Source organism: Pseudomonas sp. FDAARGOS_380 (assembly GCF_002591235.1).
GTDB lineage: Bacteria > Pseudomonadota > Gammaproteobacteria > Pseudomonadales > Pseudomonadaceae > Aquipseudomonas > Aquipseudomonas salmasensis.
In genome coordinates, this window is record NZ_CP023969.1 from 3,157,419 (window position 1) to 3,176,816 (window position 19,398).

General features: G+C 60.8%; 21 protein-coding genes. 15 read left to right on the forward strand and 6 right to left on the reverse strand.

Going from position 1 to position 19,398, the window contains the following annotated elements; all coding sequences use genetic code 11:
• Positions 1-157: 157 nt before the first annotated feature.
• Positions 158-661, reverse strand: coding sequence for a murein L,D-transpeptidase family protein (locus CRN80_RS14865; protein WP_098950461.1), 504 nt, complete (start codon positions 659-661; stop codon positions 158-160).
• 36 nt (positions 662-697) lie between these two features.
• A complete protein-coding gene (locus CRN80_RS14870) occupies positions 698-1,246 on the reverse strand; it encodes an NUDIX hydrolase (RefSeq protein WP_003193976.1) in 549 nt (182 codons plus the stop codon).
• A gap of 147 nt (positions 1,247-1,393) precedes the next feature.
• Between CRN80_RS14870 and CRN80_RS14875 the strand changes: the two genes are divergently transcribed.
• The 5 genes from CRN80_RS14875 to purT all read left to right on the forward strand — a co-directional run bounded on the left by CRN80_RS14875 (position 1,394) and on the right by purT (position 4,611).
• Positions 1,394-1,996, forward strand: a complete 603-nt coding sequence (locus tag CRN80_RS14875; protein WP_098950462.1) for a CoA pyrophosphatase — start codon at positions 1,394-1,396, stop codon at positions 1,994-1,996.
• A gap of 36 nt (positions 1,997-2,032) precedes the next feature.
• Entirely contained in the window at positions 2,033-2,557 is a 525-nt protein-coding gene (locus CRN80_RS14880; RefSeq protein WP_032895426.1) for a gamma carbonic anhydrase family protein, read from the forward strand.
• A complete protein-coding gene (locus CRN80_RS14885) occupies positions 2,554-2,769 on the forward strand; it encodes a DUF1289 domain-containing protein (RefSeq protein ID WP_003193973.1) in 216 nt (71 codons plus the stop codon). Before CRN80_RS14880 ends, CRN80_RS14885 begins: the two co-directional genes overlap by 4 nt.
• 122 nt (positions 2,770-2,891) lie before the next feature.
• Positions 2,892-3,359 carry a preQ0 transporter gene (locus tag CRN80_RS14895; RefSeq protein ID WP_003193971.1) on the forward strand — a complete coding sequence of 156 codons (468 nt, stop codon included), beginning with the start codon at positions 2,892-2,894 and terminating at the stop codon, positions 3,357-3,359.
• 70 nt (positions 3,360-3,429) lie between these two features.
• Entirely contained in the window at positions 3,430-4,611 is a 1,182-nt protein-coding gene (gene purT / locus CRN80_RS14900) for a formate-dependent phosphoribosylglycinamide formyltransferase (protein ID WP_017139720.1), read from the forward strand.
• 121 nt (positions 4,612-4,732) lie between these two features.
• Here the strand turns inward: purT and CRN80_RS14905 are convergent, their stop codons facing one another.
• From CRN80_RS14905 to CRN80_RS14915, 3 genes are all read right to left on the reverse strand, one after another.
• On the reverse strand, positions 4,733-6,043 hold the full coding sequence (locus CRN80_RS14905; protein WP_032895427.1) for an MFS transporter: 1,311 nt from the start codon (positions 6,041-6,043) through the stop codon (positions 4,733-4,735).
• Positions 6,044-6,414: 371 nt separating this feature from the next.
• A complete protein-coding gene (locus CRN80_RS14910; protein WP_098950463.1) occupies positions 6,415-7,653 on the reverse strand; it encodes a transporter associated domain-containing protein in 1,239 nt (412 codons plus the stop codon).
• A 12-nt stretch (positions 7,654-7,665) separates the two neighbouring features.
• The gene (locus CRN80_RS14915) at positions 7,666-8,478 is read right to left on the reverse strand and encodes an inner membrane protein YpjD (RefSeq protein WP_003193966.1); all 813 of its coding nucleotides are present in this window, start codon (positions 8,476-8,478) and stop codon (positions 7,666-7,668) included.
• Between the two features lie 232 nt (positions 8,479-8,710).
• Between CRN80_RS14915 and ffh the strand changes: the two genes are divergently transcribed.
• The 6 genes from ffh to CRN80_RS14945 all read left to right on the forward strand — a co-directional run bounded on the left by ffh (position 8,711) and on the right by CRN80_RS14945 (position 12,779).
• Complete coding sequence (gene ffh / locus CRN80_RS14920; protein WP_003193965.1) at positions 8,711-10,087, forward strand: signal recognition particle protein; 1,377 nt, start codon at positions 8,711-8,713, stop codon at positions 10,085-10,087.
• A gap of 251 nt (positions 10,088-10,338) precedes the next feature.
• Positions 10,339-10,590 (forward strand): 30S ribosomal protein S16, encoded by a 252-nt coding sequence (rpsP, locus tag CRN80_RS14925; RefSeq protein WP_003175899.1) that lies wholly within the window; start codon positions 10,339-10,341, stop codon positions 10,588-10,590.
• 5 nt (positions 10,591-10,595) lie between these two features.
• A complete protein-coding gene (gene rimM, locus CRN80_RS14930) occupies positions 10,596-11,132 on the forward strand; it encodes a ribosome maturation factor RimM (protein ID WP_003175898.1) in 537 nt (178 codons plus the stop codon).
• Positions 11,114-11,887 (forward strand): tRNA (guanosine(37)-N1)-methyltransferase TrmD, encoded by a 774-nt coding sequence (gene trmD / locus CRN80_RS14935; RefSeq protein ID WP_153475158.1) that lies wholly within the window; start codon positions 11,114-11,116, stop codon positions 11,885-11,887. Before rimM ends, trmD begins: the two co-directional genes overlap by 19 nt.
• Positions 11,888-11,932: 45 nt before the next feature.
• Positions 11,933-12,283, forward strand: a complete 351-nt coding sequence (gene rplS, locus CRN80_RS14940; RefSeq protein ID WP_003175895.1) for a 50S ribosomal protein L19 — start codon at positions 11,933-11,935, stop codon at positions 12,281-12,283.
• Positions 12,284-12,365: 82 nt separating this feature from the next.
• The gene (locus tag CRN80_RS14945; RefSeq protein WP_003193963.1) at positions 12,366-12,779 is read left to right on the forward strand and encodes an acyl-CoA thioesterase; all 414 of its coding nucleotides are present in this window, start codon (positions 12,366-12,368) and stop codon (positions 12,777-12,779) included.
• Here CRN80_RS14945 and CRN80_RS14950 read toward each other — a convergent pair whose 3' ends face one another.
• Positions 12,780-14,588 carry a sodium:proton antiporter gene (locus CRN80_RS14950; protein WP_032895429.1) on the reverse strand — a complete coding sequence of 603 codons (1,809 nt, stop codon included), beginning with the start codon at positions 14,586-14,588 and terminating at the stop codon, positions 12,780-12,782.
• Between the two features lie 107 nt (positions 14,589-14,695).
• Between CRN80_RS14950 and xerD the strand changes: the two genes are divergently transcribed.
• From xerD to thrC, 4 genes are all read left to right on the forward strand, one after another.
• Entirely contained in the window at positions 14,696-15,592 is an 897-nt protein-coding gene (xerD, locus tag CRN80_RS14955; RefSeq protein WP_098950464.1) for a site-specific tyrosine recombinase XerD, read from the forward strand.
• A 148-nt stretch (positions 15,593-15,740) separates the two neighbouring features.
• Positions 15,741-16,472 carry a thioredoxin fold domain-containing protein gene (locus tag CRN80_RS14960; protein ID WP_003193960.1) on the forward strand — a complete coding sequence of 244 codons (732 nt, stop codon included), beginning with the start codon at positions 15,741-15,743 and terminating at the stop codon, positions 16,470-16,472.
• A gap of 128 nt (positions 16,473-16,600) precedes the next feature.
• The gene (locus CRN80_RS14965) at positions 16,601-17,905 is read left to right on the forward strand and encodes a homoserine dehydrogenase (protein ID WP_098950465.1); all 1,305 of its coding nucleotides are present in this window, start codon (positions 16,601-16,603) and stop codon (positions 17,903-17,905) included.
• A gap of 67 nt (positions 17,906-17,972) precedes the next feature.
• Positions 17,973-19,382 carry a threonine synthase gene (gene thrC / locus CRN80_RS14970; protein ID WP_098950466.1) on the forward strand — a complete coding sequence of 470 codons (1,410 nt, stop codon included), beginning with the start codon at positions 17,973-17,975 and terminating at the stop codon, positions 19,380-19,382.
• The last annotated feature ends 16 nt before the right edge of the window (positions 19,383-19,398 follow it).

Below are 19,398 nucleotides of genomic sequence, written 5' to 3' on the forward strand. Positions count from 1 at the left end.
GTTTCAGGGCGCTTTAATGGGGCTTGGTATCAAGTGGTATTAGAGAGGTCTTTGTGGCGCGCACAAGTGCAGGGTCCCGCGCGGTGAACTGGTATTCACCGGCAGGCGCTGCCTGGGGCAGGAATTATTTTCGAATTATTTTACGAACGGCGTGGGATTACGGCCGAATCTCGATGAGGGTGCCGTCTTTGACCAGGTTCCACACTTCGCGCATATCCACGTTGCGCATGCCGATGCAGCCGTCGGTCCAGTCCAGGGTGTGAAACCACTGTTCCGGGTAGTCTTCGGTGTCGGGGGTGCCGTGGATCATGATCATGCTGCCCGGCTTCACGCCTTCGCGGCGGGCGCGGGCGGCGTCGCTGATGTTGGGGTAGGAAATGTGCATGGCCAGGTTGAAGCGGTCGCTGGTCTTGCGCCAGTCGATCCAGTAGAGGCCTTCGGGGGTGCGGCGGTCGCCTTCGATCAGCTTGTGGCCCTTGGGGTTCTTGCCCAGGGAAATGCGATAGGTCTTGAGCGGCTTGCCGTCGTTGATCAGCTGCAGCTGGTGGGCGGACTTGAGGACCAGGACTTTCTCGACCGTTTTACCGTCAAGGGTTTGCACCGTGGAGGCCGGGGACAGCGTGGCGAACGACAGGCAGATCAGAGCAAGCAACCAACGCATTGAAACGGTATCCCTTTGGCGACATTGGCCGGCTTGTTATTGGGCGGGCTTGGACAGCGGTGGCACGGACTCGCTGCGCACCGGGTAGGCCTGTTGGCGACGGTCGGCGAAGAAGCATTCTAAGGTACGCCCGACCGTGCGGAAAGCCAGCTCGGACCAAGGGATGTCGGCTTCGTCGAACAGCCTCACCTCCAGGCTTTCCTGGCCTGCGGCGAAATCCAGGTCGATCAGTTCGGCGCGGTAGAAGATATGCACCTGGCTGATGTGCGGCACATTGATCAGGGTGTAGATGCTCAGGTTACGCACCCGGGCGCAGGCCTCTTCCAGGGTTTCGCGCATGGCGGCCTGTTCGACGGTCTCGCCATTTTCCATAAAGCCTGCGGGCAGGGTCCAGTAACCCAGGCGTGGCTCGATGGCGCGGCGGCACAGCAGCACTTGGTCGCCCCATACCGGCACGGTACCGGCGACGATATTGGGGTTCTGGTAATGAATGGTCGAGCAGTGGTCGCATACATAACGCAGGCGTGCGTCGCCTTCGGGAATGCGTTGGGTCACCGGTTTGCCGCACTGGCTGCAGAAATTCATGCTGGGGTTCCTGGACAATGGGCACATCTTGGCTCGGTGCCGGGCGTTCCTGCAAGTTGTCGTTTCGCGACAGCCCTGCGGTTTTGGGGTTGGGCGCTCGCACGCTTTGGTGCATGATGCAAGGTAGCCAACAGACCGAGATGACTCATGCTGGACGAGCTACTTCGCCGGGTAAGCAATCACACCCCCCACACCCTGGAAACCGACGGGCGTTTCCCCGAGGCGGCGGTGCTGGTGCCGATTACCCGCAGTGACGAACCCGAGCTGATCCTGACCCTGCGCGCCAGCGGCCTGTCGACCCACGGTGGCGAAGTGGCCTTTCCCGGCGGGCGCCGCGACCCTGAAGACCCGGACCTGATCTTTACCGCCTTGCGCGAAGCCGAAGAAGAAATCGGCCTGCCGCCGGGGCTGGTTGAAGTCATCGGCCCGTTGAGCCCGCTGATTTCCCTGCACGGCATCCGCGTAACCCCCTATGTGGGCGTGATCCCCGATTACGTCGAATACCTGGCCAACGACGCCGAGATTGCCGCCGTTTTCAGCGTGCCTTTGGACTTTTTCCGACAGGACCCACGCGAACATACCCACCGCATTGATTACCAGGGCCGCAGTTGGTATGTGCCCAGCTACCGGTTCGGCGAATACAAAATCTGGGGGCTGACAGCAATCATGATCGTCGAGCTGATCAACCTGCTCTATGACGATGCCCAGATCAGCCTGCACCAGCCGCCCAAGAGCTTCATCAATCTATAAGCCATCGTTCAAATGGCAAGCCGTGAGGAAAAAACCATGAAATACCGCCTGGGCGACGCCCGCGTCGAGACGCACCCCCACAGTTGGGTGGCGCCTAATGCCACTTTGGTGGGCAAGGTCAAGCTGGAGGAGGGCGCCAACGTCTGGTTCAACGCGGTATTGCGTGGCGATAACGAACTGATCCTGATCGGCAAGAACAGCAATGTGCAGGACGGCAGCGTGATGCACACCGACATGGGCTACCCGCTGACCCTCGGCACCGGCGTGACCATTGGTCATAACGCCATGCTGCACGGTTGCACCGTCGACGACTACAGCCTGATCGGCATCAACGCAGTGATCCTCAACGGCGCCAAGATCGGCAAGCACTGCATCATCGGCGCCAATTCGCTGATCGGTGAGGGCAAGGAAATCCCCGACGGCTCGCTCGTCATGGGCTCGCCAGGCAAAGTGGTGCGTGAGCTGACCGAGGCGCAAAAGCGCATGCTCGAAGCCAGCGCCGCGCACTATGTGCACAACTCGCAGCGTTATGCCCGTGACCTGGCTGAGCAGCAGGAATGAGCACAATTGAACGACCGGTCGCCTCGCCCTGCGTGAGCATTTGCGCGCTGGATGATGACGATATCTGCACCGGCTGCCAGCGCAATGTGGATGAGATCACGCGCTGGAGCCGCATGGACAACGCCGAGCGCCGGGTGGTGCTGGGGTTGTGCCATGAGCGGGCGGTGGCGAGTGGGATGATGTGGATGACCCCTGGGAAATCCGGCGCCTGACAGCCGCCCTGTAGGAGCGAGCTTGCTCGCGAAAAACCCAAAAACACCGCGTATAGTCAGGTGCCCAGCGTCATCGTTAACGTTTTTCGCGAGCGAGCTCGCTCCTACAGGTTTTCTGCCCCATGTTTTTCCTGATCGCCTACATCAGCAGCGTCGTGCTGATCAACTTCGCCTTCTCCACCGCCCCACACCTGGACGTTATCTGGTCTGCCTGGGGCGGCCTGGTATTTATCCTGCGCGACATGGTGCAAACCCGCTTCGGCCATGGCGCAATCATCGCCATGTTGGCGGCGCTGGTGCTGTCCTATATCACCTCCGACCCGTCCATCGCCCTGGCCAGTGCCACGGCGTTTGCAGTGTCCGAGTGCATCGACTGGCTGGTGTTCAGCATCACCAAGCGCCCGCTGCATGACCGCCTGTGGATAAGTTCGGCGCTGAGCATTCCCCTCGATACCTTTATCTTTTTCGGCCTGATCGGCGCACTGACCCCGGCGGTGGCGGGCACGGCGTTGGTGTCCAAATTCGCCGGGGTCACCGTGGTCTGGCTGATCATGGCCTGGCGCATCCGCCGGCGGGCCGTCGCCAACTGAGGCCAATTTTTACAGTTCATGTAAAATGCCGGCCTTTCTCCCCCATGATCCGCTCCCCTGAGGACCTGAGATGACCCGAATCGGAACTCCATTGTCGCCAACCGCGACCCGCGTTTTGCTGTGTGGCTGCGGTGAGCTGGGCAAGGAAGTGGTAATCGAACTGCAGCGCCTGGGCGTTGAAGTGATTGCCGTGGATCGCTACGCCAACGCGCCGGCCATGCAGGTGGCGCACCGTAGCCATGTGATCAACATGCTCGACGGTGCCGCTTTGCGCGCTGTGATCGAGGCGGAAAAGCCGCACTTCATCGTGCCGGAAATCGAAGCCATTGCCACCGCGACATTGGTTGAGCTGGAGGCCGAAGGTTTCACCGTGATCCCCACCGCCCGCGCCACGTCGCTGACCATGAACCGTGAAGGCATCCGTCGCCTGGCCGCCGAAGAGCTGGACCTGCCGACCTCGCCATATCACTTCGCCGACACCTTCGAAGACTACAGCAAGGCCGTCCAGGACCTGGGCTTCCCGTGCGTGGTCAAGCCGGTGATGAGTTCGTCGGGCAAGGGCCAGAGCCTGTTGCGCAGCGCCGACGACGTGCAGAAAGCCTGGGATTACGCCCAAGAGGGCGGGCGTGCCGGCAAGGGTCGGGTGATCATCGAAGGTTTTATCGACTTCGACTACGAAATCACCCTGCTGACCGTGCGCCACATCGGCGGCACCACCTTCTGCGCGCCGGTGGGGCATCGCCAGGAGAAGGGCGATTATCAGGAATCCTGGCAGCCGCAGGCCATGAGCCCCATTGCCTTGGCGGAATCCGAGCGCGTTGCCAAGGCGGTAACCGAAGCCTTGGGCGGTCGTGGTCTGTTTGGTGTGGAATTGTTCATCAAGGGCGATCAGGTGTGGTTCAGCGAAGTGTCGCCGCGCCCCCATGACACTGGCCTGGTGACCCTGATTTCCCAGGACCTGTCGCAGTTCGCCTTGCACGCTCGCGCCATCCTCGGCCTGCCGATCCCGTTGATCCGTCAGTTTGGGCCTTCGGCGTCGGCGGTGATTCTGGTGGAAGGGCAGTCCACCCAGACCGCATTCGCTAACCTCGGCGCCGCGCTGAGCGAGCCGGATACAGCGTTGCGTCTGTTTGGCAAACCTGAAGTGAACGGCCAGCGCCGCATGGGCGTGGCACTGGCGCGGGATGAGTCGATTGAAGCGGCTCGGGCTAAAGCGACCCGTGCTTCCAAGGCTGTCGTTGTAGAACTCTAAGCCGCCACGCTCGTTCCCACGCTCTGCGTGGGAATGCAGTTAAGGACGCTCTGCGTCCCCAAGCGTGACGCAGAGCGTCACAAGAGGCGTTCCCACGCAGAGCGTGGGAACGAGCATGGGGTCAGGTGACCTTGTTCAAGTCATTATCCCGCGTCTCTTTCAGGCACAGCACCGCAATCAAACTCAGCAACGCTGCCGCCGACACATACCCCCCGACATAACTCAAACCACCCATCGCCACCAGCTTGGTCGCGAAGAAGGGTGCCGCCGATGCCCCCACGATCCCACCCAGGTTATACGCTGCCGAAGCGCCGGTATAACGCACACGCGTCGGGAACAATTCCGGCAGCAGGGCACCCATCGGTGCGAAGGTCACGCCCATCAAAAACAGCTCCAGCGCCAGAAACAGCGCCACAGCCCAGGTCGAGCCATGGGTCAGCAGCGGCTCCATGGTAAAGCCCGACAGAATCGCCAGGACCGCACCGACGATCAACACCGGCTTGCGCCCGTAGCGATCACTGGCCAGGGCGGCCAATGGCGTTGCCAGCCCCATGAACAACACCGCGAAACACAGCAGGGCGAGGAAGGTTTCACGGCTGTAGCCCAAGGTGGAAACACCGTAGCTCAACGAAAACGCCGTGGTGATATAGAACAGCGCATAGCACACCACCATCGACGCGGCGCCCAGCAGTACCGGCAGCCAATGCTGGCTGAACAGCTCCACCAGCGGCACTTTCACCGGTTTTTCCTTGGCCACGGCATTGGCGAATACCGGCGTCTCATGCAGCTTGAGGCGCGCATACAGGCCCACCATCACCAGCGCGGCACTGAGAATGAACGGAATGCGCCAGCCCCAGCTGCGGAATTGTTCGTCATTCAGGCTCATGGCCAAGATCAGGAACAAGCCGTTGGCCGCCAGGAAGCCAATCGACGGGCCCAGTTGCGGGAACATGCCGAACCAGGCGCGCTTGCCCTTGGGCGCGTTCTCGGTTGCCAGTAAGGCCGCACCGCCCCATTCCCCGCCCAGGCCCAAGCCTTGGCCGAAGCGCAAAACACACAAGAGAATCGGCGCCCAGGCGCCGATGCTGTCGTAGCCCGGCAGCAAGCCGATCAAGGTGGTACATACACCCATCAATAGCAGAGAAGCCACCAGGGTGGATTTACGGCCGATACGGTCGCCGAAGTGGCCGAACAACGCCGACCCCAACGGGCGGGCGATAAAGGCGATGCCGAAGGTCAGGAACGACGCCAGCATCTGCGCGGTGCCGGAGGTCTGGGGGAAGAACACCGGGCCGATCACCAAGGCGGCAGCCGTGGCGTAGATGTAGAAATCGTAGAACTCAATGGCGGTGCCGACGATGCTCGCCGTGGCGACGCGGGCGGTCGAGTTGGCTGGGGCGGCGCTCGCGGCCTCTTGGTAGGTGGTGCTCATGACGTTATCCCTGACGGTTATTGCGCGTTTGGACGCGGATTATTATTGGTCGAACACCCATGGATCAGGGCTGTGCGCGGGGCGGCTCGGGATGGGAGCAAACACCGGTCGGACATGGTAAGGCGGTGCCAGGACACGCTGGGTGCGGGTAGCACGCGGTCGGGCGGGGCTTGGGTAAGCCGCAGGGATTATAGGAAGGGGTTTGGAGAGACAACAAGTGACTTCTGTAGGAGCGAGCTTGCTCGCGAAAACGTCAACGATAACGCGTACTTTCTGAATAAACGCGGCGCCTACAGATTTCTCGCGAGCAAGCTCGCTCCCACAGAGGGCATTGGGGCAAGCCCCACATGGGGATGTGTGTGTCCAGATGCTTATGCAGCGACTGGCACGTAGCTGGTATGCCAGATCAACACCTTGCTCACCCGGTTGTCCTCGGTCTCGAGGATTTCCAGGCGATAGCGGCCGACTTTCAGGCACACCGCGCAATCGGGAATGGTCTCCAGCGCCTCGGTGACCAGGCCGTTGAGGGTCTTGGGACCGTCGCTGGGCAAGTGCCAGCCCAGGCTTTTGTTCAATTCACGGATCGAGGCGGCGCCGTCGATGATGTAGCGACCATCGGGCTGGGCTTCGATATGCGGGTTATCCACAGCCTGGTCGCTTTCGAACTCGCCGACGATCTCTTCCAGAATATCTTCCAGGGTGACAATGCCCAGCACTTCACCGTACTCGTCCACCACCATGCCCAGGCGCCGCTGCTGTTTGTGGAAGTTCAGCAGTTGCAGCTGCAACGGCGTGCTTTCCGGCACGAAGTAAGGTTCGTGGCAGGCGGCGAGCAGGGCCTCTTTGGTCAGGCTGGCGTCGGGCAGCAGGTGTTGGACCTGCCGGGTATTGAGCACGGCCTGCACCTGGTTGATGTCGCTGTGGAACACCGGCAAGCGGGTGCGTGGCGAGGTGCGCAACTGTTCGATGATGTCCTCTATCGGCTCATCCAGGTTGATACCGTCCACTTCACTGCGCGGCACCAGGATGTCATTGACCGTGATGTTGTCCAGGGCATGGATGCCGGGCAGGCCGGGCGTGCGGTCGGCGTCGTTGTCGGGCTCTGGGTCGTCGTCATGGTCGGGCAGGGGGGCGTCGCTGTTTTTGACCACGCCGGATTTGCGTGCAAACGGGCGCAATAACAGCAGGCTGACGCCATTGAGCAGCCAGGCCAGGGGGTAGAGGATTTTCAGCGGCACGCCCAGCAATGTATTGCCAAAGCCCAGCACTGCTTGCGGGTGACGGGTGGCCAGGGTACGGGGCAAGTAGTCGGCCAGCACCAGCAGCGCTGCACAGGAAATCAGCCAGCCCAGCCAGGGCCCGTTCTCTGCCCAGGCATAGATCGCCAGCAGGGTGCAAAGAATCACCACGGCGGCGCGGCACAGGCTGTTGCACAGGATCAGGCTATGGCGCGGGAAGCTCAGGCGCGCAGCCGCCTTGTCGCCCTGGCGTGTGCCTGGGCGCAGGGCCAGCAGGTGTTGTTGTGCAGCTTCGATGGCGGTAAACAGCGCCGCCCATAAAATCAGCAGGGCAATTACGGCGAGCATCGGCCCTAAGGGCAAGTTGTCCATGATCACTGCCCGTCAGATATGCAGGATGTATTCGCGAACCAGCTTGCTGCCGAAATAGGCCAGCATCAACAGGCAGAAACCGGCCAGGGTCCAGCGAATGGCTTTGTGCCCACGCCAGCCGAGGCGGTTGCGCCCCCACAGCAGCACGCTGAACACCACCCACGCCAGGCACGCCAGCAAGGTTTTATGCACCAGGTGCTGGGCAAACAGGTTTTCGACGAACAGCCAGCCGGAGATCAGCGACAGCGACAGCAGGGTCCAGCCGGCCCACAGGAACCCGAACAGCAGGCTTTCCATGGTTTGCAGGGGCGGGAAGTTCTTGATCAGCCCGGACGGGTGCTTGTGCTTGAGCTGGTGATCCTGCAGCAGCAGGAGCAGGGCCTGGAACACCGCGATGGTGAACATGCCGTAGGCGAGAATCGACAACAGGATGTGGGCGAGGATGCCCGGCTCCTCGTCGATCACCTGTACGGTGCCGGTGGGGGTGAACTGCGCCAGCAGCACCGTCAGCATTCCCAAGGGGAATAACAGCACCAGCAGGTTCTCCACTGGGATCCGGTAGCAGGCCAGCAGCGTCAGCGCGATGACGGCCGCGGCGATCAGGCTGGCGGCGCTGAAAAAGTCCAGGCCCAGGCCGACCGGGGTCATCAGGTGGGTGAACAGGCTGGCGGCATGGGCCAGCAGGGCCAGCACGCCAAGGCCGACGAGCAGACGTTTGTCCGCTTTGGCGCCTTGGGCCAGACGAGTGCCCTGGTAGAGGGTCGCAGCGGCATACAAAATGGCGGCGGCGAGGCTGGGTAGCAAACTGGGTGACAAAGGGAGCATAAATCCTGGTAGGCAAGCCCGAAAGGCGTTGAGTTTGGCACACACCTGCGTTGCACGAAAGACTCCCGGGCCAGACAGCGGGTGTGCATGGGCGCAGTCTTCGCTATAATCCGCGACCTGCCCACGCCGCAGGCTCGGCGAACGCTGTTTTCAATAGCGATTTCCCCCAGCCTGGGCCGCCATTACCTCGGTCTACCTGCATTTCGATGAGTAGGGCCTGAAAGGATCGCGCATGTTTGAAAACTTGACTGACCGTCTCTCGCAGACGCTGCGCCACGTTACCGGCAAGGCCAAGCTGACCGAGGACAATATTAAAGACACCCTGCGTGAAGTGCGCATGGCGTTGCTGGAAGCCGACGTGGCTTTGCCGGTGGTGAAGGACTTCGTCAACTCGGTCAAGGAACGTGCGGTCGGCACCGAAGTGTCCCGCAGCCTGACTCCGGGCCAGGCCTTTGTGAAGATCGTCCAGGCTGAGCTCGAAAGCCTGATGGGCGCGGCCAACGAAGACCTGAACCTCAGCGCCGTGCCGCCAGCCGTCGTGCTGATGGCGGGCCTGCAAGGTGCGGGTAAAACCACCACCGCAGGCAAACTGGCGCGCTTCCTTAAAGAGCGCAAGAAGAAATCCGTGATGGTGGTGTCGGCCGACGTATACCGTCCGGCGGCCATCAAGCAGTTGGAAATGCTCGCGGGCGAAGTGGGCGTGACCTTCTTCCCGTCCGACCTGAGCCAGAAGCCGGTCGACATCGCCAACGCCGCTATTAAAGAAGCCAAACTCAAGTTCATTGACGTGGTCATCGTCGATACCGCGGGTCGCCTGCACATCGACGAAGAGATGATGGGCGAGATCAAGGCGCTGCATGCCGCGATCAACCCGGTCGAGACCCTGTTCGTGGTCGACGCCATGACCGGCCAGGATGCGGCCAACACCGCCAAGGCCTTTGGTGACGCACTGCCGCTGACCGGCGTGATCCTCACCAAGGTCGACGGCGACGCCCGTGGCGGTGCTGCGCTGTCGGTACGTGCCATCACTGGCAAGCCGATCAAGTTCATCGGTATGGGCGAGAAGAGCGAAGCGCTCGAGCCGTTCCACCCTGAGCGTATCGCCTCGCGCATCCTCGGCATGGGTGACGTACTCAGCCTGATCGAGCAGGCCGAAGCCACGCTCGACAAGGACAAGGCCGACAAACTGGCCAAGAAGCTGAAGAAGGGCAAGGGCTTCGACCTCGAAGACTTCCGCGACCAGCTGCAACAGATGAAGAACATGGGCGGCCTCGGAGGCCTGATGGACAAGCTGCCCAACATCGGCGGTGTGAACCTGGCGCAAATGGGCAACGCCCAGGGCGCGGCAGAGAAGCAGTTCAAGCAGATGGAAGCCATCATCAACTCCATGACCCCGGCCGAGCGCCGCGACCCTGAGCTGATCAGCGGTTCGCGCAAGCGCCGGATCGCCATGGGTTCCGGCACCCAGGTGCAGGACATCGGTCGCTTGATCAAGCAGCACAAGCAGATGCAGAAGATGATGAAGAAATTCTCCGCCAAGGGCGGTATGGCCAAGATGATGCGCGGCATGGGCGGTATGTTGCCCGGCGGCGGCATGCCTAAAATGTAAAGTATTCGAGCGCAAGCCTTGCTTGCGCTCCGCCCCACAAGGATGTGGGATCTCCAGCAAACCCGCCGTTGGCGGGCGCTGACTCGCCGTTTTAACCGACGGCTCTATAGCAGATCTGAATGGCACGTTGATAGGCGCCAGAAAAAGACATTTGCAAAAGTCCGGATATTCCTTAGAATATGCGGCCTTTCGGGCACCTATGCCCGCTGTGCATTTAGATTTGCAGCACCGACTACAGGAACGATGTTCACATGCTAACAATCCGTCTTGCCCTTGGCGGCTCCAAAAAGCGCCCGTTTTACCACTTGACCGTAACCGACAGCCGCAACCCGCGTGACGGTTCGCACAAGGAACAGGTTGGTTTCTTCAACCCTGTTGCTCGTGGTCAAGAAGTTCGTCTGTCCGTGAACCAAGAGCGCGTAGCCTACTGGCTGAGCGTTGGCGCACAGCCATCCGAGCGCGTTGCAAAACTGTTGAAGGACTCGGCTAAGGCCGCAGCCTGAGCAATATGAACGCGACGCCAGCTGTTGCTGATGATTTGATCGTTATCGGCAAGATTTACTCTGTTCATGGCGTTCGCGGCGAAGTGAAGGTGTATTCCTTTACTGATCCGACTGAAAACCTGTTGCAGTACAAGACCTGGACGCTCAAGCGCGAGGGTAGTGTGAAGCAGGTTGAGCTGGTCAGTGGACGCGGGAGCGACAAGTTCCTGGTCGCAAAGCTCAAGGGTCTTGATGACCGTGAAGAAGCTCGTCTTCTGGCCGGTTATGAGATCTGCGTGCCGCGCAACCTGTTCCCTGAATTGACCGACGGCGAGTACTACTGGTACCAGCTGGAAGGTCTGAAGGTTATTGATCAACTCGGGCAATTGCTGGGGAAAATCGATCATCTTCTGGAAACCGGCGCCAATGATGTAATGGTGGTCAAGCCTTGCGCTGGCAGCCTGGATGACCGTGAACGCCTGTTGCCCTATACCGAGCAATGCGTGTTGGCCGTCGACCTGGCAGCGGGCGAGATGAAGGTGGAATGGGACGCGGACTTCTAAGCGTGGCTAATTTGCGCATTGAAGTGATCAGTTTGTTTCCCGAGATGTTTTCCGCCATCAGCGAGTACGGCATCACCAGTCGGGCGGTGAAACAGGGGCTGTTGCAGCTCACCTGTTGGAACCCGCGAGACTACACGACGGATCGACATCACACTGTGGACGATCGCCCATTTGGCGGTGGCCCGGGCATGGTGATGAAGATCAAGCCCCTGGAAGATGCGTTGGTTCAGGCCAAGGCAGCCGCCGGGGAGAAGGCGAAGGTAATTTACCTGTCCCCTCAAGGCCGTCAGCTGAAACAGGCGGCGGTACGCGAACTGGCGAATGAGGAAAGTTTGATCCTGATTGCCGGTCGCTATGAAGGCATTGACGAGCGTTTTATTGAAGCTCATGTCGATGAAGAGTGGTCGATTGGGGACTATGTCCTGTCTGGCGGCGAGCTGCCGGCGATGGTCCTGATAGATGCGGTTACACGACTGCTGCCCGGAGCTTTAGGGCATGCGGACTCCGCGGAGGAAGATTCCTTCACGGATGGTTTGCTGGATTGCCCGCACTACACCCGTCCGGAGGTGTATGTGGATCAGCGTGTTCCCGACGTATTGCTAAGTGGCAATCACGCACACATCCGGCGTTGGCGTTTACAGCAGTCCCTTGGTCGGACCTATGAACGACGCGCCGATCTTCTGGAAAGCCGCTCGCTTTCTGGAGAAGAGAAGAAGCTGCTCGAGGAATACATCCTCGCGCGGGACGATAGTTAACAACGTATCGATGGTAGGTCCATTGACTTACCTTAGGAGCACAGCATGACTAACAAAATCATCCTTGCACTCGAAGCAGAGCAGATGACCAAAGAGATCCCTACCTTTGCCCCGGGCGACACTATTGTCGTTCAGGTGAAAGTGAAGGAAGGCGACCGTTCGCGTCTGCAAGCGTTCGAAGGCGTGGTAATCGCCAAGCGTAACCGTGGTGTGAACAGTGCTTTCACTGTTCGTAAAATCTCCAACGGTGTTGGCGTAGAGCGTACTTTCCAGACCTACAGCCCGCAAATCGACAGCATGGCCGTTAAGCGTCGCGGTGACGTACGTAAAGCCAAGCTGTACTACCTGCGTGACCTGTCCGGTAAAGCAGCTCGCATCAAGGAAAAACTGGCTTAAGTCCAGCTTCCCGATGCAGAAAAAAGCAGCCTACGGGCTGCTTTTTTGTGCCTGAAATTTGCCTATCTGTTGGTATTGACCCATGACCACCCGCCTCGAAGAAATCCAGCGTCGCACCGACCTGTCCGTTACCCACGTGACCAAGGCCGTGTTCCCGCCCACCACCAACCACCACAACACCCTGTTCGGCGGCACCGCCTTGGCATGGATGGACGAAGTGTCATTCATCACTGCCACGCGTTTCTGCCGCTTGCCCCTGGTGACGGTCTCCACCGACCGTATCGACTTCAACCACGCGATCCCGGCCGGCTCTATCGTTGAGCTGATCGGTCGGGTGATCAAAGTCGGCAACACCAGCCTCAAGGTCGAAGTGGAGGTGTTCGTTGAGAGCATGAGCGCTGATGGCCGTGAAAAGGCGATCCAGGGCGTGTTCAGCTTCGTCGCGATTGACGCAGATAAACGCCCTGTCCCGGTACTGCCTGGCTTTGTTGACTGATTACTCGGCGGTGCTGGCCTGCGGTTGAATCACCGCCAGCAAGGTCCAGCCCGCTACAGGCTTCAAGTTACTCTCGGGCGAGACCACGTGCACCCAGCCGCTGGTGTCCCGGGCAAACAGCAAGGTGGCGCGCTCCCCGTGCAACGCCTGGTATTGCTCCCAGCCAAAGCCGTCGGTGAGGCTAGTGCTGTACAACTCGGCGCCTTGGCCCAGCAGGCTGGCCAATTTGGTGTAGCTCAAGGGTTGGCTGCCCAGCAAGTGGCCACGGTGTTCATGGCTGGCCTTGTGCTTGTCGGTGCGGCGGCTTTCTTGGCTGCTGGCCAGGGCGAACAGGCGATGGCCGAAGTCATGGCGAAAACGCATGGTGGCCAAGGCATTTAGTTCGCCAGAAGGCGAGAGCGCAAGCAGATGCCCCAGGCCGACCAGGTCCAGATGGGACTCGGCATGCTGGGAGGCCGGGTTGCCGAAGTACGTAGGCAAGCCTTCCATACGACTGGCGCGGATGTTTTCCCAGCTTGAGTCGGTCAGCAGTACGCGGCTGCCCAACTGCTGCAACGCCTTGCCGAGTGCCCGCGCTGGGCCGTTCGCACCTACGATCAGGAAGCCGCTGGGCGCCGGCTCAGCGACTTTCAGCAGGCGGGCCAAGGGGCGCGCCGTGGCGCTTTGCAGCACCACGGTGCCGATGATCACCGCGAAGGTCAGCGGCACCAGCAACAACGCACCTTCGTGGCCGGCCTCATCCAGGCGGATCGCAAAGATCGCTGACACCGCCGCCGCCACGATCCCCCGTGGGGCGATCCAGGCCAGCAGCGCACGCTCGCGCCAGTTCAGCCCGGAGCCAAAGGTCGAAAGCGCCACGTTCAGCGGGCGTGCAATAAATTGGATGATCAACAGCAGGATCAACACGAACGGCCCCAGGGCGATCATGGCGTTCAGGTCCAGGCGTGCCGCCAGCAGGATAAATAGCCCGGAAATCAGCAACACACTGAGGTTTTCCTTGAAGTGCAGGATGTGCCGTACATCCACGCCTTTCATGTTCGCCATCCACATGCCCATCAGCGTGACCGCCAGCAGGCCGGACTCATGCATCACCTGGTTGGAGGCGATGAAGATGCCCAGCACGCCCGCCAGTGTCGCCAGGTTATGCAGGTATTCCGGCAACCACTGGCGGCGCATGATCTGCCCCAGTACCCAGCCACCGGCGATGCCGAACAGGCTGCCGCAAAGGATAACGCCGCCGAAGGTCAGCAGGCTGTGGCTCAAGCCGTCGCCTGATGCGCTGGCGATGATGAAGCTATACACCACTACCGCCAGCAGCGCGCCAATAGGGTCGATGACGATGCCTTCCCAACGCAGGATATTGGCGATGGAGGCTTTAGGGCGCACCACGCGCAGCATGGGCACAATCACCGTCGGGCCGGTGACCAGTGTCAGCGTGCCGAACAGCAGCGCCAGCATCCAGTCAAAACCCAGCAGCCAGTGGGTGGCCAGGGTGATCACTGCCCAGGTCGAGAGTGCCCCGACGGTGACCAGCCGGTGGACGACGCTGCCGATTTCCTTCCATTCCGACAGGTGCAGGGTCAGGCTGCCCTCAAACAGGATCAGCGCCACGGCCAACGACACCAATGGCATCAACAGAGGGCCGAACATTTCCTGCGGGTCGAGCCATCCGAGTATCGGCCCTGCCAGAATCCCGCTCAGCAGAAGAAACAGAATCGCTGGCAGTTTCAGGCGCCAGGCCAGCCACTGGCAGCCGAGTGCGGCCACGCCAATACCGCCAAAAGCCAACAAAATCTGTTGTTCGTTCATTAAAGCTTCCTGTTCCTTGAATTAGCGGGCTATGAAAGACTAATGGCTCTTGCCACAGTTCACTAAATAATTCGCGTATTGCCTTGTGCTGCGTTGCTTGAGTGCCCATGCCTGCCATTGACCATCCCCTGATCGACCGCTTCCTCGACGCCCTCTGGTTAGAAAAAGGCCTGTCGGACAACACACGCCAGGCGTACCGCAGCGACCTGGCGCTGTTCAACGGCTGGCTGCAGGAAAAAAACCTTGAACTGATCAATGCCGGGCGCGAGCTGATCCTCGATCACCTGGCCTGGCGCCTGGAACAGAACTACAAACCGCGCTCTACTGCGCGATTCCTCTCCGGTGTGCGTGGCTTTTATCGCTATCTGTTGCGGGAAAAACTCATCGCGACCGATCCAACTCTACAAGTCGATATGCCGCAATTAGGTAGGCCTCTTCCTAAGTCTTTGTCGGAAACCGATGTGGAGGCCCTGTTGGCCGCGCCGGATCTCAGTGAAGCCATCGGCCAACGCGACCGCGCCATGCTGGAAGTGCTCTACGCCTGCGGCTTGCGCGTCACCGAACTGATCAGCCTGACCCTGGAGCAGGTCAACCTGCGCCAGGGCGTATTGCGCGTGATGGGCAAGGGCAGCAAGGAGCGGCTGGTGCCCATGGGCGAGGAGGCGATTGTGTGGGTCGAGCGGTACATGCGCGATGCGCGCCACGAACTGCTCGGTGGGCGCCCCAGCGACGTGCTGTTTCCCAGCCTGCGCGGCGAGCAGATGACCCGCCAGACCTTCTGGCACCGCATCAAGCACCAGGCCAAAGTGGCCGGGATCGGCAAGGCGCTGTCGCCCCACACCCTGCGCCATGCGTTCGCCACCCACTTGCTCAACCACGGCGCGGATTTGCGCGTGGTGCAAATGCTGCTGGGGCACAGCGACTTATCCACAACCCAGATCTACACCCATGTGGCACGCGCACGTTTGCAGGACATGCACGCCAAGCATCACCCTCGCGGATAAAACCGTCAGAAATGGCCCATTTTACCTGTCGCGGGCTGCCCTCCCGCCCAACTGTGGTAGGCTTTGCCGGTTCGCAAAGGGGACGGCATCCATTGTGGTCCAGATCAGTATTCTGCTCCCGTCCCTGCCTCTGCCTTCAGGAGTTCCCATGCGCTTGACCCAGATTATTGCCGCCGCAGCCATTGCGTTGGTTTCCACCTTTGCGCTCGCCGATGATGCGGCCGAGCAGACCATCCGCAAGAGCCTGGCCAATCTGGCGCTCGACACGCCTATCGAAAGCATCAGCGCCAGCCCCATGGCCGGCCTGTATGAAGTCAAGCTCAAGGGCAGCCGTGTGCTGTACGCCAGTGCCGATGGCCAGTACATCGTCCAGGGCTACCTGTTCCAGCTCAAGGACGGCAAGCCGGTCAACCTGACCGAGAAGGCCGAGCGCCTGGGCGTGTCCAAGCTGATCAACGGCATTCCGGTGGCTGAAACCGTGGTTTACCCCGCCATTGGCGAAACCAAGACCCACATCACCGTGTTCACCGACACCACGTGCCCGTACTGCCACAAGCTGCACGCTGAAATCCCGGCGCTGAACAAGCTGGGCGTGGAAGTGCGCTACGTTGCCTTCCCGCGCCAGGGCCTGGGTTCGCCGGGTGACGAGCAGTTGCAGGCAGTGTGGTGCTCGGCCGACAAGAAAGCGGCCATGGACAAGATGGTCGATGGCAAGGAAATCAAGTCGGCCAAATGCGCCAACCCGGTTTCCAAGCAGTTCGCCCTGGGCCAGTCCATTGGTGTAAACGGTACACCGGCCATCGTTTTGGCCGACGGCCAGGTGATTCCGGGCTACCAGCCGGCGCCGCAAGTTGCCAAACTGGCACTGGGTGCCAAGTAAGCATTTATCGTTGAGCCTTTGACGATCATGGCCCGCCGAACCGTCGGCGGGTCATTAATTGAGAGCCGCAGTTGTGCGGCTGTTTTCACGGCCGACCTAGCGTCGGCCGTTTCATGGGGAGTTCTTCAGTGAAACCGGTCAAAGTAGGCATCTGTGGGTTAGGGACCGTCGGTGGCGGTACCTTCAACGTACTTCAGCGTAACGCTGAAGAAATTTCCCGCCGCGCAGGTCGCGGGATTGAAGTGGCGCAGATTGCCACGCGTTCGCCAAAGCCTCAGTTCGAAACGACCGGTATTGCGATTACCAACGATGTGTTCGCCGTGGCCACCAACCCTGAGATCGATATCGTTATCGAGCTGGTAGGCGGCTACACCGTGGCCCGCGAGCTGGTGCTCAAGGCCATCGAGAACGGTAAGCACGTGGTCACCGCCAACAAGGCGCTGATCGCCGTGCACGGCAACGAGATTTTCGCCAAGGCTCGCGAGAAGGGCGTGATCGTGGCGTTCGAAGCCGCGGTGGCCGGTGGTATCCCGGTGATCAAGGCGATCCGTGAAGGCCTGTCCGCCAACCGCATCAACTGGGTGGCCGGCATCATCAACGGCACCGGTAACTTCATCCTCACCGAAATGCGCGAGAAGGGCCGTACCTTCGAAGACGTGCTGGCCGAAGCCCAGGCCCTGGGTTACGCAGAAGCCGACCCGACCTTCGACGTGGAAGGCATCGACGCGGCCCACAAGCTGACCATCCTGGCCTCCATCGCCTTTGGTATCCCGCTGCAGTTCGACAAGGCCTACACCGAAGGCATCACCAAGCTGACCACCGCCGACGTCAACTACGCCGAAGCCCTGGGCTACCGTATCAAGCACCTGGGCGTGGCGCGCAGCACCGCGTCGGGCATCGAATTGCGTGTGCACCCGACGCTGATCCCGGCCGACCGCCTGATCGCCAACGTCAATGGCGTGATGAACGCGGTGATGGTCAACGGCGACGCCGCCGGTTCCACCCTGTTCTACGGCGCCGGTGCCGGCATGGAGCCGACGGCTTCGTCGGTGATCGCAGACCTGGTGGACGTGGTTCGCGCCATGACCAGCGACCCGGAAAACCGCGTGCCGCACCTGGCCTTCCAGCCGGATTCGCTGTCGGCCCACCCGATCCTGCCGATCGAAGCCTGTGAAAGTGCCTACTACCTGCGCATCCAGGCCCAGGACCATCCAGGCGTGTTGGCCCAGGTGGCCAGCATCCTGTCGGAGCGCGGTATCAACATCGAGTCGATCATGCAGAAGGAAGTCGAGGAGCAAAACGGCCAGGTGCCGATGATCCTGCTGACCCACCGCGTGCTCGAACAGCACATCAACGATGCCATCCATGCCCTGGAAGCCTTGCAAGGCGTAGTGGGTCCGGTGGTGCGGATTCGCGTCGAACACTTGAACTAACCGATTTGTTCCAGGGGCCCCGTCCATTCGGCGGCCCCTGTTCGAGAATGTTTTAGAGGAGCCAGTCATGCGTTATATCAGCACCCGCGGCCAGGCACCGGCCCTGAATTTCGAAGACGTTCTGCTGGCAGGCCTTGCCACCGACGGCGGCCTGTATGTGCCGGAAAACCTGCCACGCTTCACCCAGGAAGAAATCGCCTCCTGGGCCGGCCTGCCGTATCACGAGCTGGCCTTCCGAGTGATGCGCCCGTTCGTGACCGGCAGCATTCCGGATGCGGACTTCAAAAAGATTCTGGAAGAAACCTATGGCGTGTTTTCCCACAACGCCATCGCGCCCCTGCGCCAACTGAACGGCAATGAGTGGGTGCTGGAGCTGTTCCACGGCCCGACCCTGGCGTTCAAGGACTTCGCCCTGCAACTGCTGGGTCGCCTGCTCGACTACGTGCTGGAAAAACGCGGCGAGCGCGTGGTGATCATCGGCGCCACCTCCGGCGATACCGGCTCGGCGGCCATCGAAGGGTGCAAGCACTGCGAAAACGTCGACATCTTCATCCTGCACCCGCACAAGCGTGTTTCCGAAGTGCAGCGTCGCCAGATGACCACCATCTTCGGCGAGAACATCCACAACATCGCCATCGAAGGCAACTTCGATGACTGCCAGGAAATGGTCAAGAACAGCTTCGCTGACCAGAGCTTCCTCAAGGGCACGCGCCTGGTGGCGGTGAACTCGATCAACTGGGCGCGGATCATGGCCCAGATCGTCTACTACTTCCACGCCTCGCTGCAGTTGGGGGGCCCGGCGCGTTCGGTGTCGTTCTCGGTGCCGACCGGCAACTTCGGCGACATTTTTGCCGGTTACCTGGCGCGCAACATGGGCCTGCCGATCAACCAGTTGATCGTCGCCACCAACCGCAACGACATCCTGCATCGCTTCATGAGCGGCAACCAGTACGTGAAGGAAACCCTGCACGCCACGCTGTCGCCGTCCATGGACATCATGGTGTCGTCGAACTTCGAACGCCTGCTGTTCGACATGCACGGTCGCAACGGCGCAGCCTTGGCCGAGTTGATGAACAGCTTCAAGCGAGGTGGCGGCTTCAGCGTCGAACAAGAGCGCTGGACCGAAACCCGCAAGCTGTTCGATTCCCTGGCCGTGGACGACGCGCAGACCTGCGAAACCATCGCGCAAGTCTATGCCGAGACCGGCGAAGTGCTTGACCCGCACACGGCCATCGGCGTGAAAGCCGCCCGCGAGTGCCGCCGCAGCCTGGATATTCCAATGGTGATCCTCGGTACCGCGCACCCGGTCAAGTTCCCGGAAGCGGTGGAGAAGGCCGGCATTGGCAAGGCGCTGGAACTGCCGGAACATTTGACCGACCTGTTCGAGCGTGAAGAACGCTGCACCGTGTTGGCCAACGACCTGAAGGCGGTGCAGGCGTTCGTCAGCCAGCATGGCAATCGGGGCAAGCCGCTCTGATCGACAGGGCTGCCTG